Genomic DNA, 21,244 nt, shown 5'->3' on the forward strand with positions numbered 1-21,244 from the left:
CGTTATCTAGGCCGAACGCGAAGCGCGCTTGCGTTCGTGCGGGTCAAGGTGCCGCTTGCGCAGACGAATGGCATTCGGGGTGACCTCGACCAGTTCGTCATTGTCGATATACGCAATCGCCTCTTCCAGTGACATGCGAACGGGCGTGGTCAGGCGAACTGCCTCGTCCGTACCGGAGGCACGCACGTTGGTCAGTTTCTTGCCTTTCAGCGGGTTCACTTCCAGATCGTTCTCACGAGAGTGCTCGCCTATGATCATGCCTTGATAGACATTTTCCTGAGCACCGATGAAAAACTTGCCGCGGTCTTCAAGATTGAAGATCGCATATGCCACGGACACGCCGCTTTCCATCGAGATCAGAACACCTGCACGACGGCCCGGGATCGGGCCTTTATGCGGCGCCCATTCGTGGAAAACGCGGTTCAGCACACCGGTGCCGCGCGTATCCGTCAGGAATTCGCCATGGTAACCGATCAGGCCGCGAGACGGCACATGCGCGATGATGCGGGTCTTACCAGCACCTGCCGGTTTCATCTCGGTCATCTCGCCTTTGCGAACACCGGTCAGCTTTTCGATCACGACGCCAGAGTATTCATCATCCACGTCGATGGTGACTTCCTCGATTGGCTCGTTACGCACACCGTCGATCTCTTGGAACAAAACCTGCGGGCGGGAAATCGACAGCTCGAACCCTTCCCGACGCATGTTCTCGATCAAAACACCCATTTGCAGTTCGCCGCGACCGGCAACTTCAAACGCGTCACCGCCAGGCGTGTCGGAGATCTTGATGGCAACGTTCGACTCGGCTTCTTTCATCAGACGATCGCGAATAACGCGGGACTGAACCTTCTTGCCGTCTTTACCTGCAAGCGGACTGTCGTTGATTCCGAAAGTCACAGTGATGGTCGGCGGGTCAATCGGCTGCGCAGGAATTGCTTCGTTCACGTCAACCGCACAGATCGTGTCTGCAACAGTCGCCTTGGTCATACCGGCCAAAGAAACGATGTCCCCTGCTTCCGCCAGATCAATTGGCTCTTGGGTCAGGCCGCGGGCCGCCAGAATTTTTGTGGCGCGGAACTGCTCGATCTTCGTTCCGTCGCGCGACAGGGCCTTGACCGTTTCGCCGACTTTCAGGGTGCCAGCTTCAACACGGCCTGTCAGCAAGCGGCCGATGAACGGATCAGCGCCAAGAGTTGTGGCCAGCATGCGGAAAGGCTCATCACGAGCTTCAACTTGTTTGGGAGCGGGAACATGCTCAACGATCAGGTCCAGCAGGGCGGACAGGTCTTTGCGCGGACCGTCAAGTTCCATATCGGCCCAGCCGGACCGGCCGGACGCGTACATGGAGGGGAAGTCCAACTGGTTGTCATCCGCACCAAGGTTGGCGAACAAATCAAAGCATTCATCCAGAGCGCGATCCGGCTCTGCATCGCTTTTATCGACTTTGTTCAGAACCACGATCGGACGCAGCCCCAAGGCCAACGCTTTGGAGGTCACGAATTTTGTCTGTGGCATCGGGCCTTCAGCCGCGTCCACAAGCAGCACAACGCCGTCCACCATGGACAGGATGCGCTCCACCTCGCCGCCGAAATCGGCGTGGCCTGGGGTGTCGACGATGTTCAGGCGGATGCCCTTCCATTCGACCGACGTCGCTTTCGCAAGAATCGTAATTCCGCGTTCGCGTTCCAGATCGTTGCTGTCCATGGCCCGTTCGGCCACAGCCTGGTTCTCGCGGAACGAGCCAGATTGCTTGAGCATTTCGTCCACCAGCGTGGTTTTACCGTGGTCAACGTGAGCGATAATCGCAATATTGCGAAGGTCCATTAGACTAACCTTGTAAGGAGTGTTTGCGCGCGACCTAACGCACCCGCCCTATAAAAGCCAGCCTATTCGCGGCAACGCGGCATTTAGGACGGTTTCGCGGCATAACAGCCAATGGCTAGGCATCCTCATCCACCTGAGCGACGGGCAGGACGATCTCGATCAGGGTGCCAATCTTGGGTTCTTTCAACGATAGCCGCCCTCCGTGGCTTTCAATGACTTTAGCCGCGATCGGCAAACCAAGCCCGCTGCCTTTCCCCGATGCAGCTTGGCTAAAGCGCCCGATGGCCTGAACGTGCTTGTCCGGAGGGATGCCAATTCCGTCATCTGCGATTGTCAGCATCAAATTGTCATCTGCGTTCCAAAGCTTGAGTTGAACATGTGCGAGTCCGTGCCCGCCGTGAACGACCGCGTTGTTCAGCAGATTGAGCAGCGATTCCTTCAGCATGATCTCATCACCAAAAATGGCGGTCGATTTCGCCAAACACTCAAACGAAACGGCCACATCAGCACCTTGCCCCCCAAACCTCGTGAGCGCGTCGCGAATAACAGCTTCAAAGTTCAGCACCTTGCCGACACTTGCCATGTCCATGCCCTTGGCTCGCTCGAATGACAGCAACTGATTTGTCAATCGGCTGGCCTCTTTGGCGGCTTTGACAAGCTCGGTGCTCCGTTCCTTCATCGCTGAACTGTCTGGAGCGTACTGAACGGCTTCCGCCAACGCCAGCACGCCGGCGACTGGATTGCGAAGCTGGTGCGCTGCGTTGGAAATGAACTCGTCCTTGGAACTAATCCTGCGCGAAACGCGGTCCAGCAATGCATTTAACGTAGAGACGAGGCCGCGCGCCTCAATCGGCACATGTCTGCGGATCGGCTGCAATTCTGAAGGTGTGCGCCGCGCGATCGCGTCTTCAAGATCAAGCAAAGGTCGTAAACCGACAGCAACGCCGAACCAAACCACCATGGCCGCAGACATAACCAACAAAGCGATCACCGCGAAAGAGCGCGTGACGACTTCGCGCACGAAGCTATTTCGCACCTCCGCTTTTTGCCAAACGGTGATGCTATAGATACCGGCCAGACCGCCCACTGTTGTGGCGTCCTGAAATCGCAAAACGCGAACATCATTCCCTTGGTAACGCGCGTTATAATAGATCGGCCTTGTCAAATCGCGCGACGACTCGTGCGGCAGCACCGGCGGCGTGGCATAACCGATGACGAAGACGCCATCCGGTGCAAAGACATGGTAGAACAGCTCGCCCCCCGAGGTGTCACTTACCAAACTACGTGTCGCGGGGCTGAGTGCATCTCCACCTGAAAGCGCGATATCCCGAGAAATAGCCAGCGCAGCAGAAAGTAACCCGCGATCGAAAATCTCCTCCGCACGCTGTGTGGCATTTCGAAACTGCCAGCCCCCAGCGACTATCGAAATCAGCAGCAGCGGCACAAGGATAATCACGATGAGGCGGGCACGTAGCGACTGAAGCTTCATCACACGGTTTCAATCAACAGTTGATACCCCAAACCACGCTGCGCTTTGATCTTCACACCAAACGGTTTCAATCGCTGCCTGAGCCGAGAGATATATACCTCGACAACTTTATCCTCGACATCCGCGCCGACCCCGTAGGCGTGATCAAGCAGCGCGTTCTTAGACACAAGGCGACCATCGGCGCTTAGCAACGCCTCAATAACGGACAACTCGCGGCGCGGCAGGTCAATCTCGACATCGCCCGCAAACAGCTGACGCGATCCAACATCTAAGGTAAGTTGGCCAAAACTTTGCAGCTGGCGTTGTGGGACCGCGCGGCGGCGCGACAACGCGCGCACACGCGCCTCTAGCTCTGCCGCTTCAAACGGTTTGATCAGATAGTCATCTGCTCCCGCATCAAGACCAATAACGCGGTCTTCTGTTTCCGCGCGCGCCGTCAATAGTATGACCGGCCGCATGTCACCGCGCTGCCGCAGGCCCTTCAGCAACGCCAAACCATCCTGCCCGGGCAGGTTGATATCTAGGATGATCAGATCGGATGCGTCGTCCTTAAGAAAGACTTCAGCCTCCAACCCGTCATGAAGCATATCAACCGCGTGCCCCGCGTCCTGAAGGCGATACGCGATACCTTTTGCAAGGCTGATATTGTCTTCAACGAGTGTAATCCGCATCAGGAAATTCCCGCAGGTGAAAGTTTCGCGCAAGGTTCGCAGGTCAGGAGAGAGACATCAACAGGGGGAGGACACCCCCAAGTGATTCTGTTTTTGGGCCTTTGGGAGAAGGCCTTACATCCTAGGGAGGAATTTATGTCCACTTTCAAAACCACGCGTCGCGTGGCTGTAAGCCTAATTGCAGCTGCAACCGCAACTTTCGCACTTCAAGCCCAAGCTGGCGGCCACGGCATTGATCTAAAGGGCAAAACTGTTGAATGGATCATCCCATTCTCGGAAACCGGCGGCTCCGCCAAATGGGCGAACTTCTTCGCGCCACTTCTGTCCGAAGCCCTTCCGGGCGAGCCAACCGTTGTCGTCAAGTTCATGCCAGGTGCAGGTTCGACAAAAGGCGCCAACTTCTTCCAAGAAACCGAGTTTGAAGATGGCACAACAATCTTCGGCTCTTCGGGCTCCACGCAATTCCCGTTTCTGCTGGGCGACCCGCGCGTAAAATACAACTACGCTGACTGGAATGTTGTTCTTGCTTCCGGCACTGGCGGCGTTGCTTACCTGCCCCCAGAATTGGCTGCAAAGATGGACGGGATGAATGCTGCCCCATTGCAGGGCGAGGATTTCATCTACGGCAACCAAGGCGCGACCCGTCTTGATCTGGTTCCAACGCTTGCGTGGGAAATGCTGGGTCTGAATGTCGAAAGCGTCATGGGCATCAAAGGTCGCGGCGATGGCCGTCTGATGTTTGAGCGTGGCGAAGCCAACATCGACTACCAAACTTCGTCTTCCTACCTGTCGGGCGTAACCCCGCTGGTCGAAGCTGGCACCGCGGTTCCAATGATGACTTGGGGCGCTTTGGATGACGATGGCAACATCGTGCGCGACCCGACTTTCCCAGATATCCCGACCTTCAAAGAGATCTGCGAAGCCACCGACGGCTGCGAGACCTCCGGCGAGAAATGGGACGCATGGAAAGCATTCTTCATCGCAGGCTTCCCTGCACAAAAGATGGTGTTCCTGCCAAAAGGTGCGTCTGCCGATGCAATCGCGACCTATACCGCCGCGTTTGACGCAATCAAGGCCCGCCCTGACTTCGCAGAAATCTCCGGCAAGCGTCTGGGCAAGTACCCTCAGATGACCGGTGCAGCTGCTAAAAAAGCGCTGGATAGCGGCACGAAAGTTACCCCAGAAGCCAAAGGTTTCGTGGTGAACTGGCTGCAAGAGAAGTACGGCGTTTCGCTGAACTAGAGTTCGCTTACCGAACGCCCCGTCAAATCCGGCGGGGCGTTTGACTAAGCGAAATCGGGGAGCGTGTTCATGGATATTATCATGGAAGCATTGCCAGCATTAGGCGATGCATGGGGACTTATTCTTCAACCCATCGTGCTTGGCTACTTGGTGCTTGGCGTTCTCATGGGCTTGTGCATCGGGGTTTTCCCCGGTCTGGGCGGCATCGCGGGGCTGTCGCTTTTGCTGCCGTTCATGTTCGGGATGGACCCTATTTTGGGCCTTGCCCTGATGGTGGGCATGGTCGCGGTCGTGCCCACATCCGACACATTTGCATCGGTCCTAATGGGGATACCCGGCTCGTCCGCTTCTCAAGCAACTGTCCTCGACGGGTTTCCTATGGCCAAGCGGGGCCAAGCGGCCCGTGCGCTCTCAGCCGCGTTTGCGTCATCGCTCTTCGGTGGCTTGGTTGGCGCCAGTTTTCTGACTATCTTTATCCTGATTGCTCGTCCCATCGTGCTGGAGTTCCGCACACCGGAACTGCTGATGATCACCATATTCGGCCTGTCGATGGTAGGCATTCTTGCAGGTCGCGTCGCGATCAAAGGGATCGTTGCAGCGGGCCTAGGGATGCTGATCGGCACCATCGGCGAAGGCGCATCCTCAGGCGACTTGCGCATGAGCTCCTACGACTTTCCCTATCTCGCTGACGGCCTAAAACTGGTCATCGTGGGGTTGGGTATCTTCGCGATCCCAGAGATCGTGGCTTTGCTGCGCCAAGACCGCGCCATATCGCAAGAACCGCAGCTTGGTGGCGGTTGGCTCGAAGGAGTCAAAGACTGGTACAAGAATATCTGGCTGTCCGTCAGATGCTCGATCATCGGCGTTATAGTCGGGGTGATCCCCGGGCTTGGGGGGTCGGTTGTCGACTGGATCGCCTACGGGCATGCCGTCCAAACCACGAAGGACAAGTCAAACTTCGGCAAGGGTGAAGTGCGTGGCGTGATCGGGCCGGAAAGCTCCAACAATGCCAAAGAGGGCGGCGGGCTGGTTCCAACTTTGCTGTTTGGCATTCCGGGCTCTGGCTCTATGGCAATCTTCATCGGGGCAATCGCGCTCCTTGGCTCCGGTCAGATCGAAGTCGGCCCAGCCATGCTAAAGAACAACCTAGACATCACCTATTCGATCGTCTGGCTTTTGGCTTTGGCCAATGTCGTCGGCACAGTGATCTGCATCGCAGCGTCTGGCGGTATTGCCAAGCTCACAACCATCCGTTTTGCGCTGCTTGCGCCGTTCCTGTTTATGATCATCAGCTTTGCCGCATTCCAGTCAGGGCAAAACCTGATGGACCTTGTTGCGCTGTTTGGCATCGGCTTCCTTGGCATCATGATGCGCCGTTTTGATTGGTCGCGCCCTGCATTCCTGATTGGTTTCGTGCTGGCCAATCCGGCAGAGACCTATGCCAATCAGGCGCTGCAAATCGCGCAATCGCGTTTCCGCAAAGGGTTTGACGAAGGGATCGACTATCTCTTCACCCCAATCGTGATCATCCTGCTGATCATCACCATCATCTCGGTCGTTTTGGGCTTACGTCAGGCCAAGAACATTCTTGCGGAAGGCGATGTGCAAGCGGGCACCAAGCGTGCGCCCTTCGTGTTTATGCTGATCGTGACCGGCTACATCGCATACGCGTTCTACGATGCCGCCTCCATCCCCACCTTCAGCCGCGACCGCACTTTCCCGATGTTCGTCGCGGGCGTTTGTCTGGTGGGTTGTGCAATTCTGATCATCCGAATGATGCTGAAGCCGGAAACCGACACGATCTTCGCCGACCGTGAGTTGAACGGCGAGGATGCAGAAGCCACTCATGGACTGTGGCCTACTTTGGGCTGGTTCGCTGCCTTGTTGCTTCTGACAGCACTGTTCGGGTTTATCTTGGCGCTGGCCGTCTTCCTGTTCTCGTTCATGAAAATTCGCGCCGGAGTAAGTATCTTGTTCGCAGCGCTCTACACTGCTGCTGGGATCGCCTTCATGCTCGCAATGGCATCGTTGTTGAACCGTGATTTCCCACCTGGTCTTTTGCAAGAGTTCACCAATCTACCTTGGCCAATGAACTAGGGGCGCCTCCATGACACAAACAGCCATTCCGTTCCTATTCATGCGTGGCGGCACTTCTCGCGGCCCCTACATGAACCGCGCTGATCTGCCCGAAGATCTCGAAACGCTTGCTAAGGTTCTGGTCGCGATAATCGGGTCAGGTCATCATCTGAATATCGACGGCATCGGCGGTGGCGCGCCCGTTACCGCCAAAGTCGCGATGCTTTCGCCTTCAGACGATCCTTGGGCGGATGTGGACTATTTCTTCGCGCAAGTTGGCGTGGAGGACGGCTTGGTCGACTTCAAGCCGACCTGCGGCAACATCCTGTCCGGCGTAGGTCCTGCCGCGATCGAGATGGGTTTGATGGAGGCAATGGACGGGGAGACTACCGTCAACATTCGAGCCGTAAATACAGGCGCGAAAATCACAGCGATCATCCAAACACCGGGCGGCGAAGTCCTTTACGACGGCAATGAGCAGATTGATGGCGTTCCGGGAACAAGCGCACCTGTCACCTTACTCTTCATGGAAACCGTAGGGGGCGTCACAGGGTCGTTTTTGCCGACGGGAAACGTAACTGATGTCATTGACGGCATCGAAGTCACTTGCATGGACGTCGCTATGCCAATGGTCATCGCGAAAGCCGAATCTTTCGATCTGACCGGATACGAAAGCGCTGCAGAGCTGGACGAGAACACAGACTTCTTCAAACAGATGGAGGCGCTGCGATTAAAGGCAGGCGCCCTGATGGGGATGGGCGACGTATCCAAATCTGTAACTCCCAAATTCGGACTACTTGCCCCCGCCGCCCAAGGTGGCACCGTTGCAGTGCGATACTTCATGCCGTGGAAAACCCATCCGACAATGGCGGTCACGGGCGCGCAGTGCCTTGCGTCCTGCGTCCTTACGCCGGGCAGCGTCGCGTCTGGGCTTTGCAACCTGCCGAATGAGAACCCTGCCAAAATCACGTTGGAACACGCCTCTGGCACAATCGATGTTCTGGTGGATCACGAGTTGGGGCCGGATGGCATCACCCTCAAATCTGCGGGACTCGTGCGCACCGCTCGTCTATTGGCAAAGGGCGAGGTGATGGTGCCACGCCACATCTGGAGCGCTGACCATGAAAGTTCACATTCTTGACGATTGGTTTGACACCTTGTCTGGCCTGCCCTGTTTCGAGAAACTCGCAGGACACGACGTAACAGTCTGGACCGATCACGAACCTGACCCTGCCCGCCTGGCGGAACGCGTTGCAGAGGCTGAGTGTCTCGTTCTGTTTCGGGAACGAACCAAGATCGGCGCGGAGCTGCTGACACGGCTGCCACACCTGCGCCTGATCAGCCAGCGGTCGGTGTATCCCCATGTCGATGTCGAGGCCTGCACGCAAAATGGTGTGCTGCTCTGCTCCAATATGCACAGCGATACCCCCTCTTATGCCGCCGCAGAAATGACGCTTGCGCTTATCCTCGCCAGCTATCGCCAAATCCCGCAGCAAGCTGCCTCTCTGAAGGCCGGGACCTGGCAGATGGGTGTTGGGCGAACTCTGCGAGGCCGAACCCTTGGGCTTTACGGATATGGCCGGATCGCAGGCGCGGTTGCGGAGTACGCCGAAGCCTTGGGCATGAACGTGCAGTGGTGGGCATCAGAGGCAGGGCGCGCACGCGCCACACAGGACGGACATAAGGTAGCAAAAAGCCGTGAAGACTTCTTTGCATCGTCGGACATTGTCAGCGTTCATGTCCGCCTGAAGCCGGACACCAAGGGCGCGATAACGGCGCAAGACCTTGCCGCCATGCGGCCGCGCGCATTGTTCGTAAACACCTCTCGCTCCGGCCTCGTGGCATCCGGCGCATTGGAGGCCGAAATCGAGAAAGGCCGCATTTTCGCTGCCATTGACGTCTTTGATCATGAGCCCATGTGCGATGTCGGGAACATTCTGGCGACCCACCCGAATGTGCTGGCCACGCCGCATATCGGATACGTTACCGAGGACGAGTTTGATCTACAGTTCAGCGACATTTTCGATCAGATCAACGCTTACGCTCAGGAGGCGCCGATACACATGATCAATCCCGATGTTTGGAATCCCAAAGCCTAGCTGCCACCGGTGCGCCCAAGATAACAACGAAGATCCGCAACACATGATGCGCGATCACGAATGCCATGTCGGCCCCAACGATCAGAGCTAGAACCGTCATTTCTGCCTGCCCACCGGGTGCGAAGGCCAAAAGCGTCTCTAGCGGCGGGGCCAGATTGGCCAGATGGATCGCCTCTGCGAAAACGAATGTGAGAACGATCAGGATCAGGCAGAACCCGAGCGCCGCCGTGACGTCAGTTCGGACCTCCTGCATCGTCACGCCCGCGTATTTTGTCCCGACGGTCATCCCGATAAAGAACTGTGCCATCCAGATTGCTTCTGCAGGGGGGCGGTGCTGCAATATGCCCAGCAGAGCCATGATCGCAGCAAGGATCAACGGCCCCAGAATTGAAGAGCCGAACATCCCTAAAGCCTTTGCAACCCGCCAGCCGACGATCCCGCAAAACACCATCAGAAGAAGTTGCGAGACGGCGATCGACTTCACTGGCGCCCCTGGCGGGTTAGACAAATCCACGTCCCAATAGCCTTGCAGGATGAAGGGCAAAGCCACGACGATAACCATGACCCGCGTTGCATGGATCAAAGAGAGCGCGCGCACATCCCCGCCGGCCTCTTCGCCGAAGGCCAGCATGTCCTGTAATCCGCCGGGCATTGCGGAATAGTAACTCGTGGCAAAGTTAAAACCCCAGACCCTTTGGAAATACGGCACACCTATTGCGCCGATACATGCGACCATCACCGGTATCATCAAAAGCGTTGGCCACATCGCGGCCATGGACACCAGAAGCGCCGTCGTGAACGTCGCGCCGACCGCGACCCCAAGCACAGAACGCATGGCGTCGTTGACCAACCTGTTGCCCCTCATCCGCACCCCTGCCAGCGCCGCGAACAGGCACGCAAAGATCGGCCCCAGCAACCAAGGTAAAGGCAGGCCAAGCGCGAGGAAGACCGCCACGCCTGATCCTGCAATTGCGTAAGTGATAAAGATCTGGATCATCGGCAGAGCGTTTCCTTCTGTCGCGTCACGCTGCTACGGCCGCTCTCGTCAAGCGACATAGTTTGCGCATCCTTCACACATGCGAGGCCACCTTACGAAGGGCAGATTTTAGTGCGGCGACCGGTGGTGCATCGCTTTGGCCCAAGCGGGTTAGCATTCCAATAGAGCGAACGATGTCTGGGGCCTCCAAGGTGCAAGTGGCGACATTTGCCGCGCTGACGGCTGAGCGCGGCACCAACGCAATGCCCAATCCCTGCGCGACCAGTTCCAGTGCAGTTGTCGATCTGCCAACCTCGTAGGTCCAACTTAACGGTGTGCGCGCGCGTGCAATTGCCTCGTCAATCAACAGGCGGTTTCCGGTGCCACGCCGTGGCAGTATCAAGGGAGTATCCCCAAGATCATCCAAGCGTACGGTACTGCGCTTTGCAATCGAATGGGCCTTGGGAACGGCAAGCACGATCCGATCATCAAGAAGCGGCACAAACTCTGTCAGGGGCTCCAGCATCGGAATTGAGCAAAGACCAAAATCTGCCTCACCCGAAACGACTGCCTCAGCGACTTCGTTCGCGGCGCCGTCAAGAATACGGATGCGGGGGTTTTGCCCTCTGCGACTTAGCGCCTGGATCGCCGGAGTCAGCAGGGGCGTGACCACAGTTGCGATCGTAGCAAGCGTGATCACCGTGCCGCGCTGATGAGAAAATGCAACGCTTTCATCCCGCATCGCACGAGTTGTCTCTTGAGCATCTTCTAGGATAGCTTCGGCCCGTGCCTGCAATCGCTTCGCTGCAAGCGTGGGTTTGAGGCTGCGCGTTGTGCGCTCGAACAGTTGGCTGTCCAAAGCATCTTCAAGCTTCTGGACACGCCGCGTTACGGCGGACTGGGACAGATTCAAACGCTGCGCAGCCGCGTGGAATGACCCTGTTTCCTTAACAGCGAGAAACGCTTCGAGATCGCCAAAATCATAATTAATGCGCATATCGCATTAATTGCGCCAAAACCGTCATTGGTCAAATTAAACCGACCGACGTAAACAGATGGTAGTAAGGGACCGGTCCATCATGACAAAATACGACATCGCAATAATCGGCGGCGGGAACGCCGCACTCTGCGCCGCGATGACCGCCGCGGAAGCTGGCGCAAAAGTTGTCATCCTAGAGGCCGCCCCAAAGCCATATCGCGGTGGCAACTCGCGCCATACGCGCAACTTCCGGTGCATGCACTCCGGTCCATTGGGGCCGCTGGTCGACGACTACAGCGAAGACGAATACATGGCCGACCTGCTCAAGGTCACGGATGGCAAAACCGATGAGGCGCTGGCCCGTCTGGCGATACGCACATCCGAAGAATGTCTTCCGTGGATGCAATCCCACGGCGTTCGCTTTCAGCCACCCCTGTCGGGGACTTTGTCGCTGGCCCGTACAAACGCGTTCTTCATGGGGGGCGGCAAAGGGCTTGTGAATGCCTATTACCGCACCGCAGAGCGCTTGGGCGTGGACGTGCTCTATGAGGCTGCCGTCACCCATCTGGAGCTTGAAAGCGATCGGATCACCCGCGTCGATTACAGCCATGAGGGCAGCAAACACAGCATTGAACCGAAGGCAGTTATTGTAGCCTCCGGCGGATTTCAGGCAGACATCGACTGGCTGACCCGCGCCTGGGGGCCATCTGCGCGAAACTTCCTGATCCGCGGCACCCCATACAACCGTGGCGTCGTTCTGGCAGATCTTCTTGAACAAGGAGTACACTCCGTCGGCGATGCTGATCAATGCCATGCTGTTGCGATTGACGGGCGGGCGCCAAAATATGACGGGGGGATCGTCACCCGCTTGGACTGCGTGCCGTTTTCCATCGTCGTCAACAAAAATGCAGATCGCTTCTACGACGAGGGCGAAGACGTCTGGCCAAAACGTTATGCAATTTGGGGGCGGCTGGTCGCGGCTCAACCAGACCAGATTGGCTATGTCATCATTGATGCCAAGTCACTGGATTTATTCATGCCATCCGTCTTCCCGCCCTTGAAGTCAGACACGCTTGATGGGTTGGCAGAAAAAATGGCCCTTCCCGCAGACAAGCTGCGCGCGACCGTAAACCAGTTCAATGAGGCCTGCGGCGACACGTCGGGGTTCCACCCGACAGAATTGGACGGCGTTGCAACAACTGGCCTGACCCCACCGAAAACAAACTGGGCTCGCCCGATTACGCAGCCGCCGTTCTACGGCTATTCCCTGCGCACGGGCGTGACCTTCACCTATCTCGGCCTCAGGGTTGACGAGAATGCGCAGTGCAGCACCGAGACTGGCCCGATCCAAAACCTTTGGGCCGCCGGCGAGACGATGGCAGGCTCCATCTTGGGCCAAGGCTATCTTGCTGGATTTGGCATGACCATCGGCACCGTTTTTGGTCGCATCGCAGGTCGGGAGGCCGCCGCTTATGCAAATTGATCTGCTTCAAGAAGCCCGCCGGCAGGCCGAAATCTGCAATGCCTGCCGCTATTGCGAAGGCTACTGCTCGGTCTTCCCCGCATTGCACCGTGAACGCGCTTTTGCCGATGGAGACATCACCCAGCTGGCCAATCTTTGCCACAACTGCCGTGGGTGCTACTACGCCTGTCAATACACTGCGCCACACGAGTTCGATCTGAACCTGCCCAAGGCGCTGGCCGAAGTTCGGCGCGATAGCTGGGAGTCCTTTGCTTGGCCACAACCGGTCGCTCGCAAGTTTCACACTCATGGAGGCGCTATCGCGTTGGCGTCCGTTCTGGGCTTTGCTTTGCTCTTCCTTGCCATTCGGGCAATCGGGTCCGCAGGCGGTGACGGCTTTTACGCAGCGCTCTCCCATAACGCCATGGTCGCGATCTTCCTGCCTGCCTTTATTTTCCCTCTCTCCAGCTTGGCAGTCAGCTTGCGGCGCTTTTGGCAATCTGTGGGCGGCACAGCGATCCGGTTGCGCCACATAACAGCCGCCTTGGGCGACGTGGCCAAGATGAAAGACCTCGCCGCAGGTCATGGCGACGGCTGCAACTTTGAGGAGGAAGACCGCTTTACCCATTCGCGTCGCTACGCCCATCAAGCGATTATGTATGGCTTTCTGCTATGCTTTGCGTCCACGGCATCAGGAACCCTGTTGCACTACATCCTGGATATGCCTGCACCCTACCCGCTTTGGTCGGTGCCAAAGCTATTAGGCGTCCCCGGCGGCATCCTTTTGACGCTAGGGTGTGGATGGATGGCGGCGTTGAAGCTACGCTCAGACCGTGAGCTGGGCGACGCAGGCGCGTGGAACGGCGACTTCGGCTTTATCGCGCTGCTTGGGTTTGTCGGCGTCAGCGGCCTTGTGCTTTACCTTCTGGGGGGGTCACCCGCGATGCCAGTCCTTTTGGCGGTGCATCTTGGGGCCGTCCTAAGCTTCTTCCTGCTGACCCCGTTCACCAAAATGGCCCACGGTTTTTATCGGCTAGCGGCCCTCATTCGGAATGCTCAGCGCTCCTAGCAGCCGTTCGCGAGATGCTGCGTCTCACCGCAGCCTTTTGAGAATATCCAAGCTGGCGTATCCATCCGGCACCAAACCGACGGAGCGTTGGAAACCTCTGACCGCTTCAATCGTCAGCGGCCCGATTTTGCCATCGATCTTCTTGGTATCGAAACCCTTTGCGGTCAGAAGGCGTTGCATCTCTTTTCGCTCGGCGAACTTCAACGCGCGATCGCCACGTGGCCAGCCAGACTGGATAGCAGGTCCGCCTTTCAAGCGATCGGACAGATGACCTACCCCAATCACATAGGCATCGGCGGTGTTATACCGCTCGATCACCGAAAAGTTTTTGAAGATCATGAAAGCAGCACCTTTGGCCCCCGCCGGAAGCAGGATCGAGGCTTGACCCTGATTGGGGACACTCTGGCCATTCAAACCTTTGATCCCCATCGCGCCCCAGTCGGAAGGCGATTTCAGAATCTTCCGGTTAGCGAGCGAATAGTCGAACCCCTTTGGCACGGTCACTTCAACGCCCCAAGGCTGCCCCTTCACCCAGCCGAACTTGGCCAGATAATTCGCGGTTGAGGCCAGTGCATCCGTCGGGTCATCGCCCCAGATGTCACGCTTGCCATCACCGGTGAAGTCCACGGCGTAGTCTAGGTATGACGTCGGAATGAATTGCGTGTGGCCCATCGCACCCGCCCAAGAGCCGGTCATCTTACGAGGGGCGACATCACCGGCATCCAAAATCTTCAACGCCGCGATTAACTGCCCCTCAAAAAACGCGCTGCGACGGGTGTCAAAAGCCAGCGTCGCAAGCGAGCCGACCAAATCCTTGGAACCACGGAACGTCCCGTAAGCGCTCTCCAACCCCCAGATCGCTGCAACAACTTCCTTGTCTACGCCATACCGCGCCTCGATCCGGTCCAGTGTCGCGCGGTGCTTGGACACCGCCGCCTTGCCATTGGCGATCCGCGTGTCACTTGCCGCGCTGTCGAGATAGTCCCAAAGCGTCTTGGTGAACTCCGACTGGTTGCGGTCCCGCTTGATCACGTCCGCATCGTAGCGAACGCCTTGAAAGGCACGATCAAAGGTGGCACCCGAAATGCCCTTGGAAATAGCGCGTGGCCTGAAGCTTTTGATCCAAGACTGGAAACGAGCATTGGACGCCACCAAATCAACCGGCGCAGGTTCGGCAGGCGCTGCCTCTCGCACCATATCGCGCAAGCGCGGGCGCAAAGATTGCTCTACCGCCAACGGCGAGGTGGTCGGCGGAATGATCAGTGCCGCCTGTATCGCCTGTGCCTCGAAGGTCGGTCGCAATATCGGACGCTTCGAAACGTCGGCCAAAGCCCCATGCGCCATGCACATTGTGGCCGTCACCGCACCTAAAATTCTCATATTGGACACCTGCTCGTGTTCTCGATTTGGAACCAGTCTACCGAGAATTTTGGCCCGAGGAAAGCTAACCCCGTTTGCGCTTCAGCTTCTTCTTCAGCTTCGCATTCTTGGCGGCATATTTGCCCGTCTTACGACCTTTGGTCGGCCCGCCTCGACCTCGCCCGCCCGTCTGCGGCAGCGCCTTTCCGTCCAGTTCAAGCAACTCCAGCACCAATCCGCCGGTGATTGGCGTAGCCTCGGCCAAACGCACCAAAACCCGCGCACCAAGCCCGATCACAACGCCGGATTTTTCGCCACGCAGGGTCTGCGCATCACGGTCATAGGCGAAATATTCCCGACCAAGGGTGCCAATCGGAATCAACCCGTCCGCGCCGGAGCCGTCTAGTTTCACAAACATCCCGAACTTCGCGATTCCGCTAACGCGCCCTTCCATTTCGGTGCCGACCCGGTCAGCCAGAAACGCGGCTAGATAGCGGTCCGTCGTGTCGCGTTCGGCGACCATAGAGCGCCGCTCGGTCATCGAGATATGCTCGCCAGTCTGCTTCAGATCATCGTCAACTAGCCCGTCATCGCCCCACTGGTGAGCCGAGATCAGCGCACGGTGCACGATCAAATCCGCGTAGCGACGGATGGGCGACGTGAAATGTGCGTAGTCGCGCAGCGCCAGCCCGAAATGCCCGAAGTTTTGAGGGCCATAATACGCCTGCGTCATCGACCGCAACGCGGAAATGTTGATCAGCTCTGCCTGATCCGTTCCCGCCGCCTGCGCCAACAATTGGTTCAGGTGACGCGTTTGGAGCACCTGACCCTTGGCCAATGTCAGCCCGCTGGCCTGCACGATCTCGCGCAACGAATCCAGTTTCTCGGGCGAGGGTTCTTCATGGACACGGTAAAGCAGTGGCGTATTGCGGGCCTTTAGCTCTTCTGCAGCGCAAACGTTGGCCAGCACCATGAACTCTTCGATCAGTTTATGGGCATCCAGACGGTCACGGAACGCAACCGAAATAACCTTGCCGTGCTCGTCCATTGCAATGCGCCGCTCTGGCAGGTCCAGCTCCAGAGGTTGTCGCCGCGTACGCGCCGTCTTGAGCGCCTCGTAGGCAGCATATAGCGGCGTGATCACGTCCTCCATCAGAGGCGCAACCTTGTCATTTGGTTCGCCATCTTGGCCCGCCTGAACCTCTTCGTAGTTCAGCGCGGCGGGGGATCGCATCAGCCCGCGCGTAAACCGGTGTGACAGCTTGTGCCCCTCGGAATCCAGAACCATGCGCACAGCTATGCAGGCGCGTTCAACCCCTTCATGCAAAGAGCACAAGTCACCCGATAACGCCTCTGGCAGCATTGGCACGACTCGGTCGGGGAAATAGGTCGAATTGCCCCGTTTGCGCGCCTCGATGTCCAGCTTGGAACCAGGCGTCACGTAATGCGCGACATCCGCAATCGCGACCCAGACCACATGCCCGCCCTTGTTCTTGGGGTCGTCGTCGGCATGGGCATAGCACGCATCATCATGGTCCCGCGCATCGCTGGGATCGATGGTGATCAGCGGCAGTTCTCGCAGATCTTCACGCTTTCCCAGTTTCACTGGCTTGGCGGCTTCCGCCTCCAGAACCACATCGTCAGGGAATTCATCAGGTATCCCGTGCTGGTGGATCGCAATAAGCGACACCGCGCGCGGCCCGTTGGGATCACCCAAACGCGACACGATGCGAGCCTGCGGTAGCCCCATACGAGACTTCGGGCCGGTCTGCTCCGCTTCGACCAATTCGCCGTCTAGCGCTCCTGACACAGCGCCCGGTGGCACGCGCCATTCCTTGTCGTCGCCCTTGTCGATTGGCGTAACCCGCCCACCTTCCGCGCCTTTGCGGTAGATGCCCAAAATCTTCGCAGGCCCGGTGCCGATGCGCCGGATCAACCGCGCCTCATAAGCGTAATCTTCGCCCGATACTGTGGTCAGACGGCACAGGACGCGGTCACCCTTGGCCAATGCCGGATCGCCATCCTTGGCGATGAACAGCACGCGCGGCGGGGTATCGCCGGCTTCCACGGGCTCTAAGAACAGGTCTCCATCCGCATCTATGCCTGTCACACGACACACGGATACCGGCGGCAAAGCTCCATCTTCACGATAGGTTTTGCGACGCTTTTCCAGATGCCCTTCGGCCTGCAGTTCCTTGAGCATCCGCTTCAGATCGATCCGCGCGGCACCCTTGATCCCGAAGGCTTTGGCGATGTCACGCTTGTTCGTCTTGGTCGGGTTGTCCTCGATGAAGGACAGGATGTCGGCTTTGGTGGGAAGGTTTTTCATGCTCATCGCCTATCATGCCCGTCAAGGAAGGTCATGGTTTCGTTTCATCTGGGTAAGTCCGCAACTGTGTCCACGTCTTTTAATGTCGCGACATAGCCAACCCGCGCGTCACCAAGCGAGGCCACGCTATCCGCCAACGCGTGTTCAGTCGACCATCGAACGCCGTTAAACAGCCTCGCCTGGCGCCGCATCCGTTTCAGGCCAACCAGCCAGTAGCCTCCATCAGGTGCGGGGCCAAACACCACGTCATTGCGCCCCAATGCTGCGAAAGCCTCTGCGATCCGCGCCCGTGTTACACCAGGAATATCTGCACCAATGATACACACCGGTCCGCACGGCATAGCATCGAAGGCCGCCCCCATCCGGTCGCCAAGATCACCACGCCCCTGTGCCCAACGCGGCAAATCGGCAGGCCAAACTCGTGATGCCAACCCTTCCGCATCCGGAGAGACTGCCAGAACCAAATCCCAGCGCGGATCCCGCAAGCGTCGCAACAGCCGCGTCGTCTGGTGGCGGAACCACCACGCGGCCCCGACCATGCCCAAGTGACGACCAAGCCGCGTTTTTACGCGCCCCGGATGCGGTTCCTTAACCATGACGACGAGGGTTTTACGCAAAGTAATCCTGCAATATGCGAGTATAGATGCCTTTGAGTTGGTGCACTTGATCCACCATCACGCGTTCATCCACTTGGTGCATGGTTTTGCCCACAAGCCCGAACTCCACCACTGGGCAATGATCCTTTACGAAGCGCGCGTCCGACGTTCCGCCAGAGGTGGACATTTCTGGCACCACGCCTGTCACCGTCTCAACGCTTTTCGCCACCATCGTCGACAATTCTCCCGGCGGGGTCAGGAAACTTTCGCCGGACACTTGCGTGGTCATCTCCACAGTCGCGCCACTTTCAGTCGCTATCTTGTCCGCCTCACCACGAAGCCAAGCAGTCAAACTTCCCGAGCTGTGGTCGTCATTGAAACGGATATTCACCGTCGCGCGGCACTCTGCGGGAATAACGTTATTGGCGGTGTTCCCTGTGTCGATCGTAGTGACAGCCAATGTGGACGCATCGAAATGCTCCGTCCCTTCATCCAGAACATGGGACGCCAACCGATCCATAAGTCGCGCCATCACTGGCACAGGGTTCAGCGCGCGGTGCGGATAGGCCGAATGGCCCTGCACGCCCTTAACGGTGAAATAGGCGGTCATCGATCCACGGCGCCCGATTTTCATCATCTCTCCCATTTCGTTGGGGCAAGTCGGCTCGCCAACCAAGCAGGCGCTCATGGCTTCGTCATTTGCTTTCATCCAGTCCAGCAACGCGATCGTTCCGTCGACGGCTATACCCTCTTCGTCACCCGTAATCGCCAAAATGATCGCGCCATCCGGCGGGGTGTCACGCACGAAGTCCACAGCGGCGGCAGCGAATGCGGCAACACCTGACTTCATATCTGTCGAACCGCGTCCATAAAGGTAGCCGTCTTTGATCTCTGCCCCGAACGGATCCACCGTCCACGCGGCCGCATCTCCCACAGGGACAACATCCGTGTGCCCGTTGAACCCAAAGCTGCGGGGATGGCCCTTGTCCCCCCAGCGCGCAAAAAGGTTCGACACCTCGCCACGGTCGGCGCGAAAGCAGTCGAAACCAGCGCTTTCAAGGAGCTGGGCCAAGACGCCCAACGCACCACCTTCCTCCGGGGTAACAGAGGCACAGCGCACAAGCTGCGCGGTAAGGTCAACGGGATCAATGGGTTGGGTCATGTCGCTCTCCAAGCTATCTCTGACCCTTCTATCCTGCAGCGTAGGTGCGGCGCAATCGCAACACAGCATTTGAAACTGTGACCAAATCCAGAAGAATTTATGGCAATCACAAGAAAATCCTTCCCCGAAAGGAGATCCCCGCGTTAACAAAGATTTAATAATATTAAGCCCGAGGCAGGGTACGCGATCCGCAATAGGATCGTCCGAGCGTTGAGATTACCGAGTTTCAATTTTGCACGAAGGATCAGTTTCCCTTCGAAGGTGTTCGCTCGCCTGATCTCCGGGGACGGAGGCAGTAATGGTCGCAGCATCGGAACTTCCGATCAATGAAGGCGCGTCTGCGGTGCAGATGGCCAACGAAATTTTCGGCAACGGCTCAACCGTGGTCGGCGCCTCCTATACTGGGTGGTCCCAGTCGTCTGGCATATATTCAAACGGGGACGCCATTTCCCCTAATGCCACTCCGGGCGACACCGGCGTGATCCTGTCCACAGGACGCGCCAGAGATTTCACGAATTCCAATGGGCAAGCCAACCAAAGCACGAACAACTCTACCAACACACCCGGCACCAACAACGACGCGCAATTCAATGCGCTTGCAGGCACCAACACCTACGACGCGTCGATCCTGACCGTGGACTTCATCCCTGATGGGGACACACTGTCGTTGCAGTTCATCTACTCCTCCGAGGAATACCCGGAATATGTGAACTCCATCTATAACGATCTCGTGGGCGTTTGGGTCAACGGCGCGCCTGTGACCATTGCAGTGGGGGACGGGGTGTCGGACATCGGCAACGTGAACGCCACCAACAACGTCAACCTCTACCAAGACAACACCACCGACGATTACAACACCGAGATGGACGGCTTCACTGTCACGCTTACCCTAACGCTGAACGTCAATCCCGGTGTGGTGAATTCTATCCGCATTGGCATCGCCGATGTGGGCGATAGTAACTACGACAGCAACCTTCTCATCGCTGGCGGGTCGATCCAAAGTGACGTGCTGGCCTATGATGACACGTTCGATGTGGTCCAAAACGGCACCCCGACATTGGACGTTCTGGGCAACGATGTTGAGGGCAGTGGCGGCACGCTCACGATTACCCACATCAACAGTCAGGCCGTCTCCGTGGGCAGCACCGTAACATTGGCAACCGGTGCCCAAGTCACTTTGAATGCCGATGGCACGTTCGGCTATGTGAACGACGCCGATATCGAAGAGATCAGCTTCACCTATACCACTGAGAACAGCGCTGGCGTGTCCGATACGGCCTTTGTCACGGTCAACACAATCCCTTGTTTCGTTGCTGGGACATTGGTGCAAACCCCGTCAGGCCCGCAGCCGGTCGAGACCTTGGAACCAGGCGATCTGGTGATCACCAAAGATGACGGCCCGCAGCCTGTCCGCTGGATCGGGTCCCGCGCGGTCGACGCCACCGGAGCTTTGGCTCCGATCCGTATCGAGGCAGGCGCTTTCGGCGACCATGACACTTTGTCCGTCTCCCCACAGCACCGCATCCTAATCACTGACGAAATGGCCGAAATTCTTTTTGGAAGCAAAGAGGTGCTGGTCACAGCAAAGGATCTGGTAAACGATCAGACCGTGCGACGCGATACTTCTCGCGCGGAAGTCACATACGTCCACATCCTGTTTGACACGCATCAGGTCGTCTACTCTGAACGACTGGCAACCGAGAGCTTTCTGCCCGGCCCGCAATCAATGCAAAGCTTTACGCTGGAGACAGTGAACGAAATATGCACCATTTTCCCCGAAATTGATCCCATGACTGGTTTTGGCTACGGGGCAGCAGCGCGGACCGCGCTGAAAGGTTACGAGGCGCAGCTTTTGCTGTCGCAGGGCTATGCTGCTTAGGATTAACCCCAAATATGGCAACAATGCCTTGG

At 57.7% G+C, this 21,244-nt stretch carries 16 protein-coding genes; 7 read left to right on the forward strand and 9 right to left on the reverse strand.

The genetic code is table 11. The features are described 5' to 3' along the window. Positions 1-6: 6 nt before the first annotated feature. The 3 genes from typA to BM352_RS02385 all read right to left on the reverse strand — a co-directional run bounded on the left by typA (position 7) and on the right by BM352_RS02385 (position 3,984). Complete coding sequence (typA, locus tag BM352_RS02375; protein ID WP_090212029.1) at positions 7-1,824, reverse strand: translational GTPase TypA; 1,818 nt, start codon at positions 1,822-1,824, stop codon at positions 7-9. A 115-nt stretch (positions 1,825-1,939) separates the two neighbouring features. Then, complete coding sequence (locus BM352_RS02380) at positions 1,940-3,313, reverse strand: sensor histidine kinase (protein ID WP_090212031.1); 1,374 nt, start codon at positions 3,311-3,313, stop codon at positions 1,940-1,942. Then, entirely contained in the window at positions 3,313-3,984 is a 672-nt protein-coding gene (locus tag BM352_RS02385) for a response regulator transcription factor (RefSeq protein ID WP_090212034.1), read from the reverse strand. The genes BM352_RS02380 and BM352_RS02385 overlap by 1 nt, the downstream gene beginning before the upstream one ends. Positions 3,985-4,119: 135 nt before the next feature. On the opposite strand from BM352_RS02385, the gene BM352_RS02390 reads away from it, so the two are divergent. The 4 genes from BM352_RS02390 (at position 4,120) to BM352_RS02405 (ending at position 9,401) form a co-directional block, all read left to right on the forward strand. Next, positions 4,120-5,226, forward strand: coding sequence for a tricarboxylate transporter (locus BM352_RS02390; protein ID WP_090212036.1), 1,107 nt, complete (start codon positions 4,120-4,122; stop codon positions 5,224-5,226). Positions 5,227-5,295: 69 nt separating this feature from the next. Next, a complete protein-coding gene (locus BM352_RS02395) occupies positions 5,296-7,323 on the forward strand; it encodes a tripartite tricarboxylate transporter permease (RefSeq protein WP_090212039.1) in 2,028 nt (675 codons plus the stop codon). Between the two features lie 10 nt (positions 7,324-7,333). After that, positions 7,334-8,443 (forward strand): 4-oxalomesaconate tautomerase, encoded by a 1,110-nt coding sequence (locus BM352_RS02400; RefSeq protein ID WP_090212041.1) that lies wholly within the window; start codon positions 7,334-7,336, stop codon positions 8,441-8,443. Beyond that, positions 8,424-9,401, forward strand: coding sequence for a D-2-hydroxyacid dehydrogenase family protein (locus tag BM352_RS02405; protein WP_090212044.1), 978 nt, complete (start codon positions 8,424-8,426; stop codon positions 9,399-9,401). The genes BM352_RS02400 and BM352_RS02405 overlap by 20 nt, the downstream gene beginning before the upstream one ends. On the opposite strand, the gene BM352_RS02410 is transcribed toward BM352_RS02405, so the two are convergent. After that, positions 9,370-10,398 (reverse strand): AbrB family transcriptional regulator, encoded by a 1,029-nt coding sequence (locus BM352_RS02410; RefSeq protein WP_090212050.1) that lies wholly within the window; start codon positions 10,396-10,398, stop codon positions 9,370-9,372. The genes BM352_RS02405 and BM352_RS02410 overlap by 32 nt on opposite strands. Before the next feature lie 73 nt (positions 10,399-10,471). Further along, positions 10,472-11,374: a LysR family transcriptional regulator gene (locus BM352_RS02415; protein ID WP_090212053.1), complete on the reverse strand. Its 903-nt coding sequence runs from the start codon at positions 11,372-11,374 to the stop codon at positions 10,472-10,474. Between the two features lie 82 nt (positions 11,375-11,456). Between BM352_RS02415 and tcuA the strand changes: the two genes are divergently transcribed. Further along, the gene (gene tcuA / locus BM352_RS02420; protein WP_090212058.1) at positions 11,457-12,839 is read left to right on the forward strand and encodes an FAD-dependent tricarballylate dehydrogenase TcuA; all 1,383 of its coding nucleotides are present in this window, start codon (positions 11,457-11,459) and stop codon (positions 12,837-12,839) included. Next, positions 12,829-13,887 carry a tricarballylate utilization 4Fe-4S protein TcuB gene (gene tcuB / locus BM352_RS02425; RefSeq protein WP_090212061.1) on the forward strand — a complete coding sequence of 353 codons (1,059 nt, stop codon included), beginning with the start codon at positions 12,829-12,831 and terminating at the stop codon, positions 13,885-13,887. Before tcuA ends, tcuB begins: the two co-directional genes overlap by 11 nt. Positions 13,888-13,911: 24 nt before the next feature. Here the strand turns inward: tcuB and BM352_RS02430 are convergent, their stop codons facing one another. The 4 genes from BM352_RS02430 to dapE form a co-directional block, all read right to left on the reverse strand. After that, positions 13,912-15,267, reverse strand: coding sequence for a lytic murein transglycosylase (locus tag BM352_RS02430; RefSeq protein ID WP_090212063.1), 1,356 nt, complete (start codon positions 15,265-15,267; stop codon positions 13,912-13,914). A gap of 64 nt (positions 15,268-15,331) precedes the next feature. Beyond that, positions 15,332-17,575, reverse strand: coding sequence for a ribonuclease R (rnr, locus tag BM352_RS02435; protein WP_090212065.1), 2,244 nt, complete (start codon positions 17,573-17,575; stop codon positions 15,332-15,334). A gap of 44 nt (positions 17,576-17,619) precedes the next feature. Further along, on the reverse strand, positions 17,620-18,192 hold the full coding sequence (locus BM352_RS02440) for a TIGR04282 family arsenosugar biosynthesis glycosyltransferase (protein WP_090212067.1): 573 nt from the start codon (positions 18,190-18,192) through the stop codon (positions 17,620-17,622). After that, on the reverse strand, positions 18,185-19,333 hold the full coding sequence (dapE, locus tag BM352_RS02445; RefSeq protein ID WP_090212070.1) for a succinyl-diaminopimelate desuccinylase: 1,149 nt from the start codon (positions 19,331-19,333) through the stop codon (positions 18,185-18,187). The genes BM352_RS02440 and dapE overlap by 8 nt, the downstream gene beginning before the upstream one ends. A 298-nt stretch (positions 19,334-19,631) precedes the next feature. Between dapE and BM352_RS02450 the strand changes: the two genes are divergently transcribed. Continuing rightward, positions 19,632-21,212, forward strand: coding sequence for a Hint domain-containing protein (locus BM352_RS02450; RefSeq protein WP_090212073.1), 1,581 nt, complete (start codon positions 19,632-19,634; stop codon positions 21,210-21,212). Positions 21,213-21,244: the final 32 nt, after the last annotated feature.

Source organism: Litoreibacter janthinus (genome assembly GCF_900111945.1).
Lineage (GTDB): Bacteria > Pseudomonadota > Alphaproteobacteria > Rhodobacterales > Rhodobacteraceae > Litoreibacter > Litoreibacter janthinus.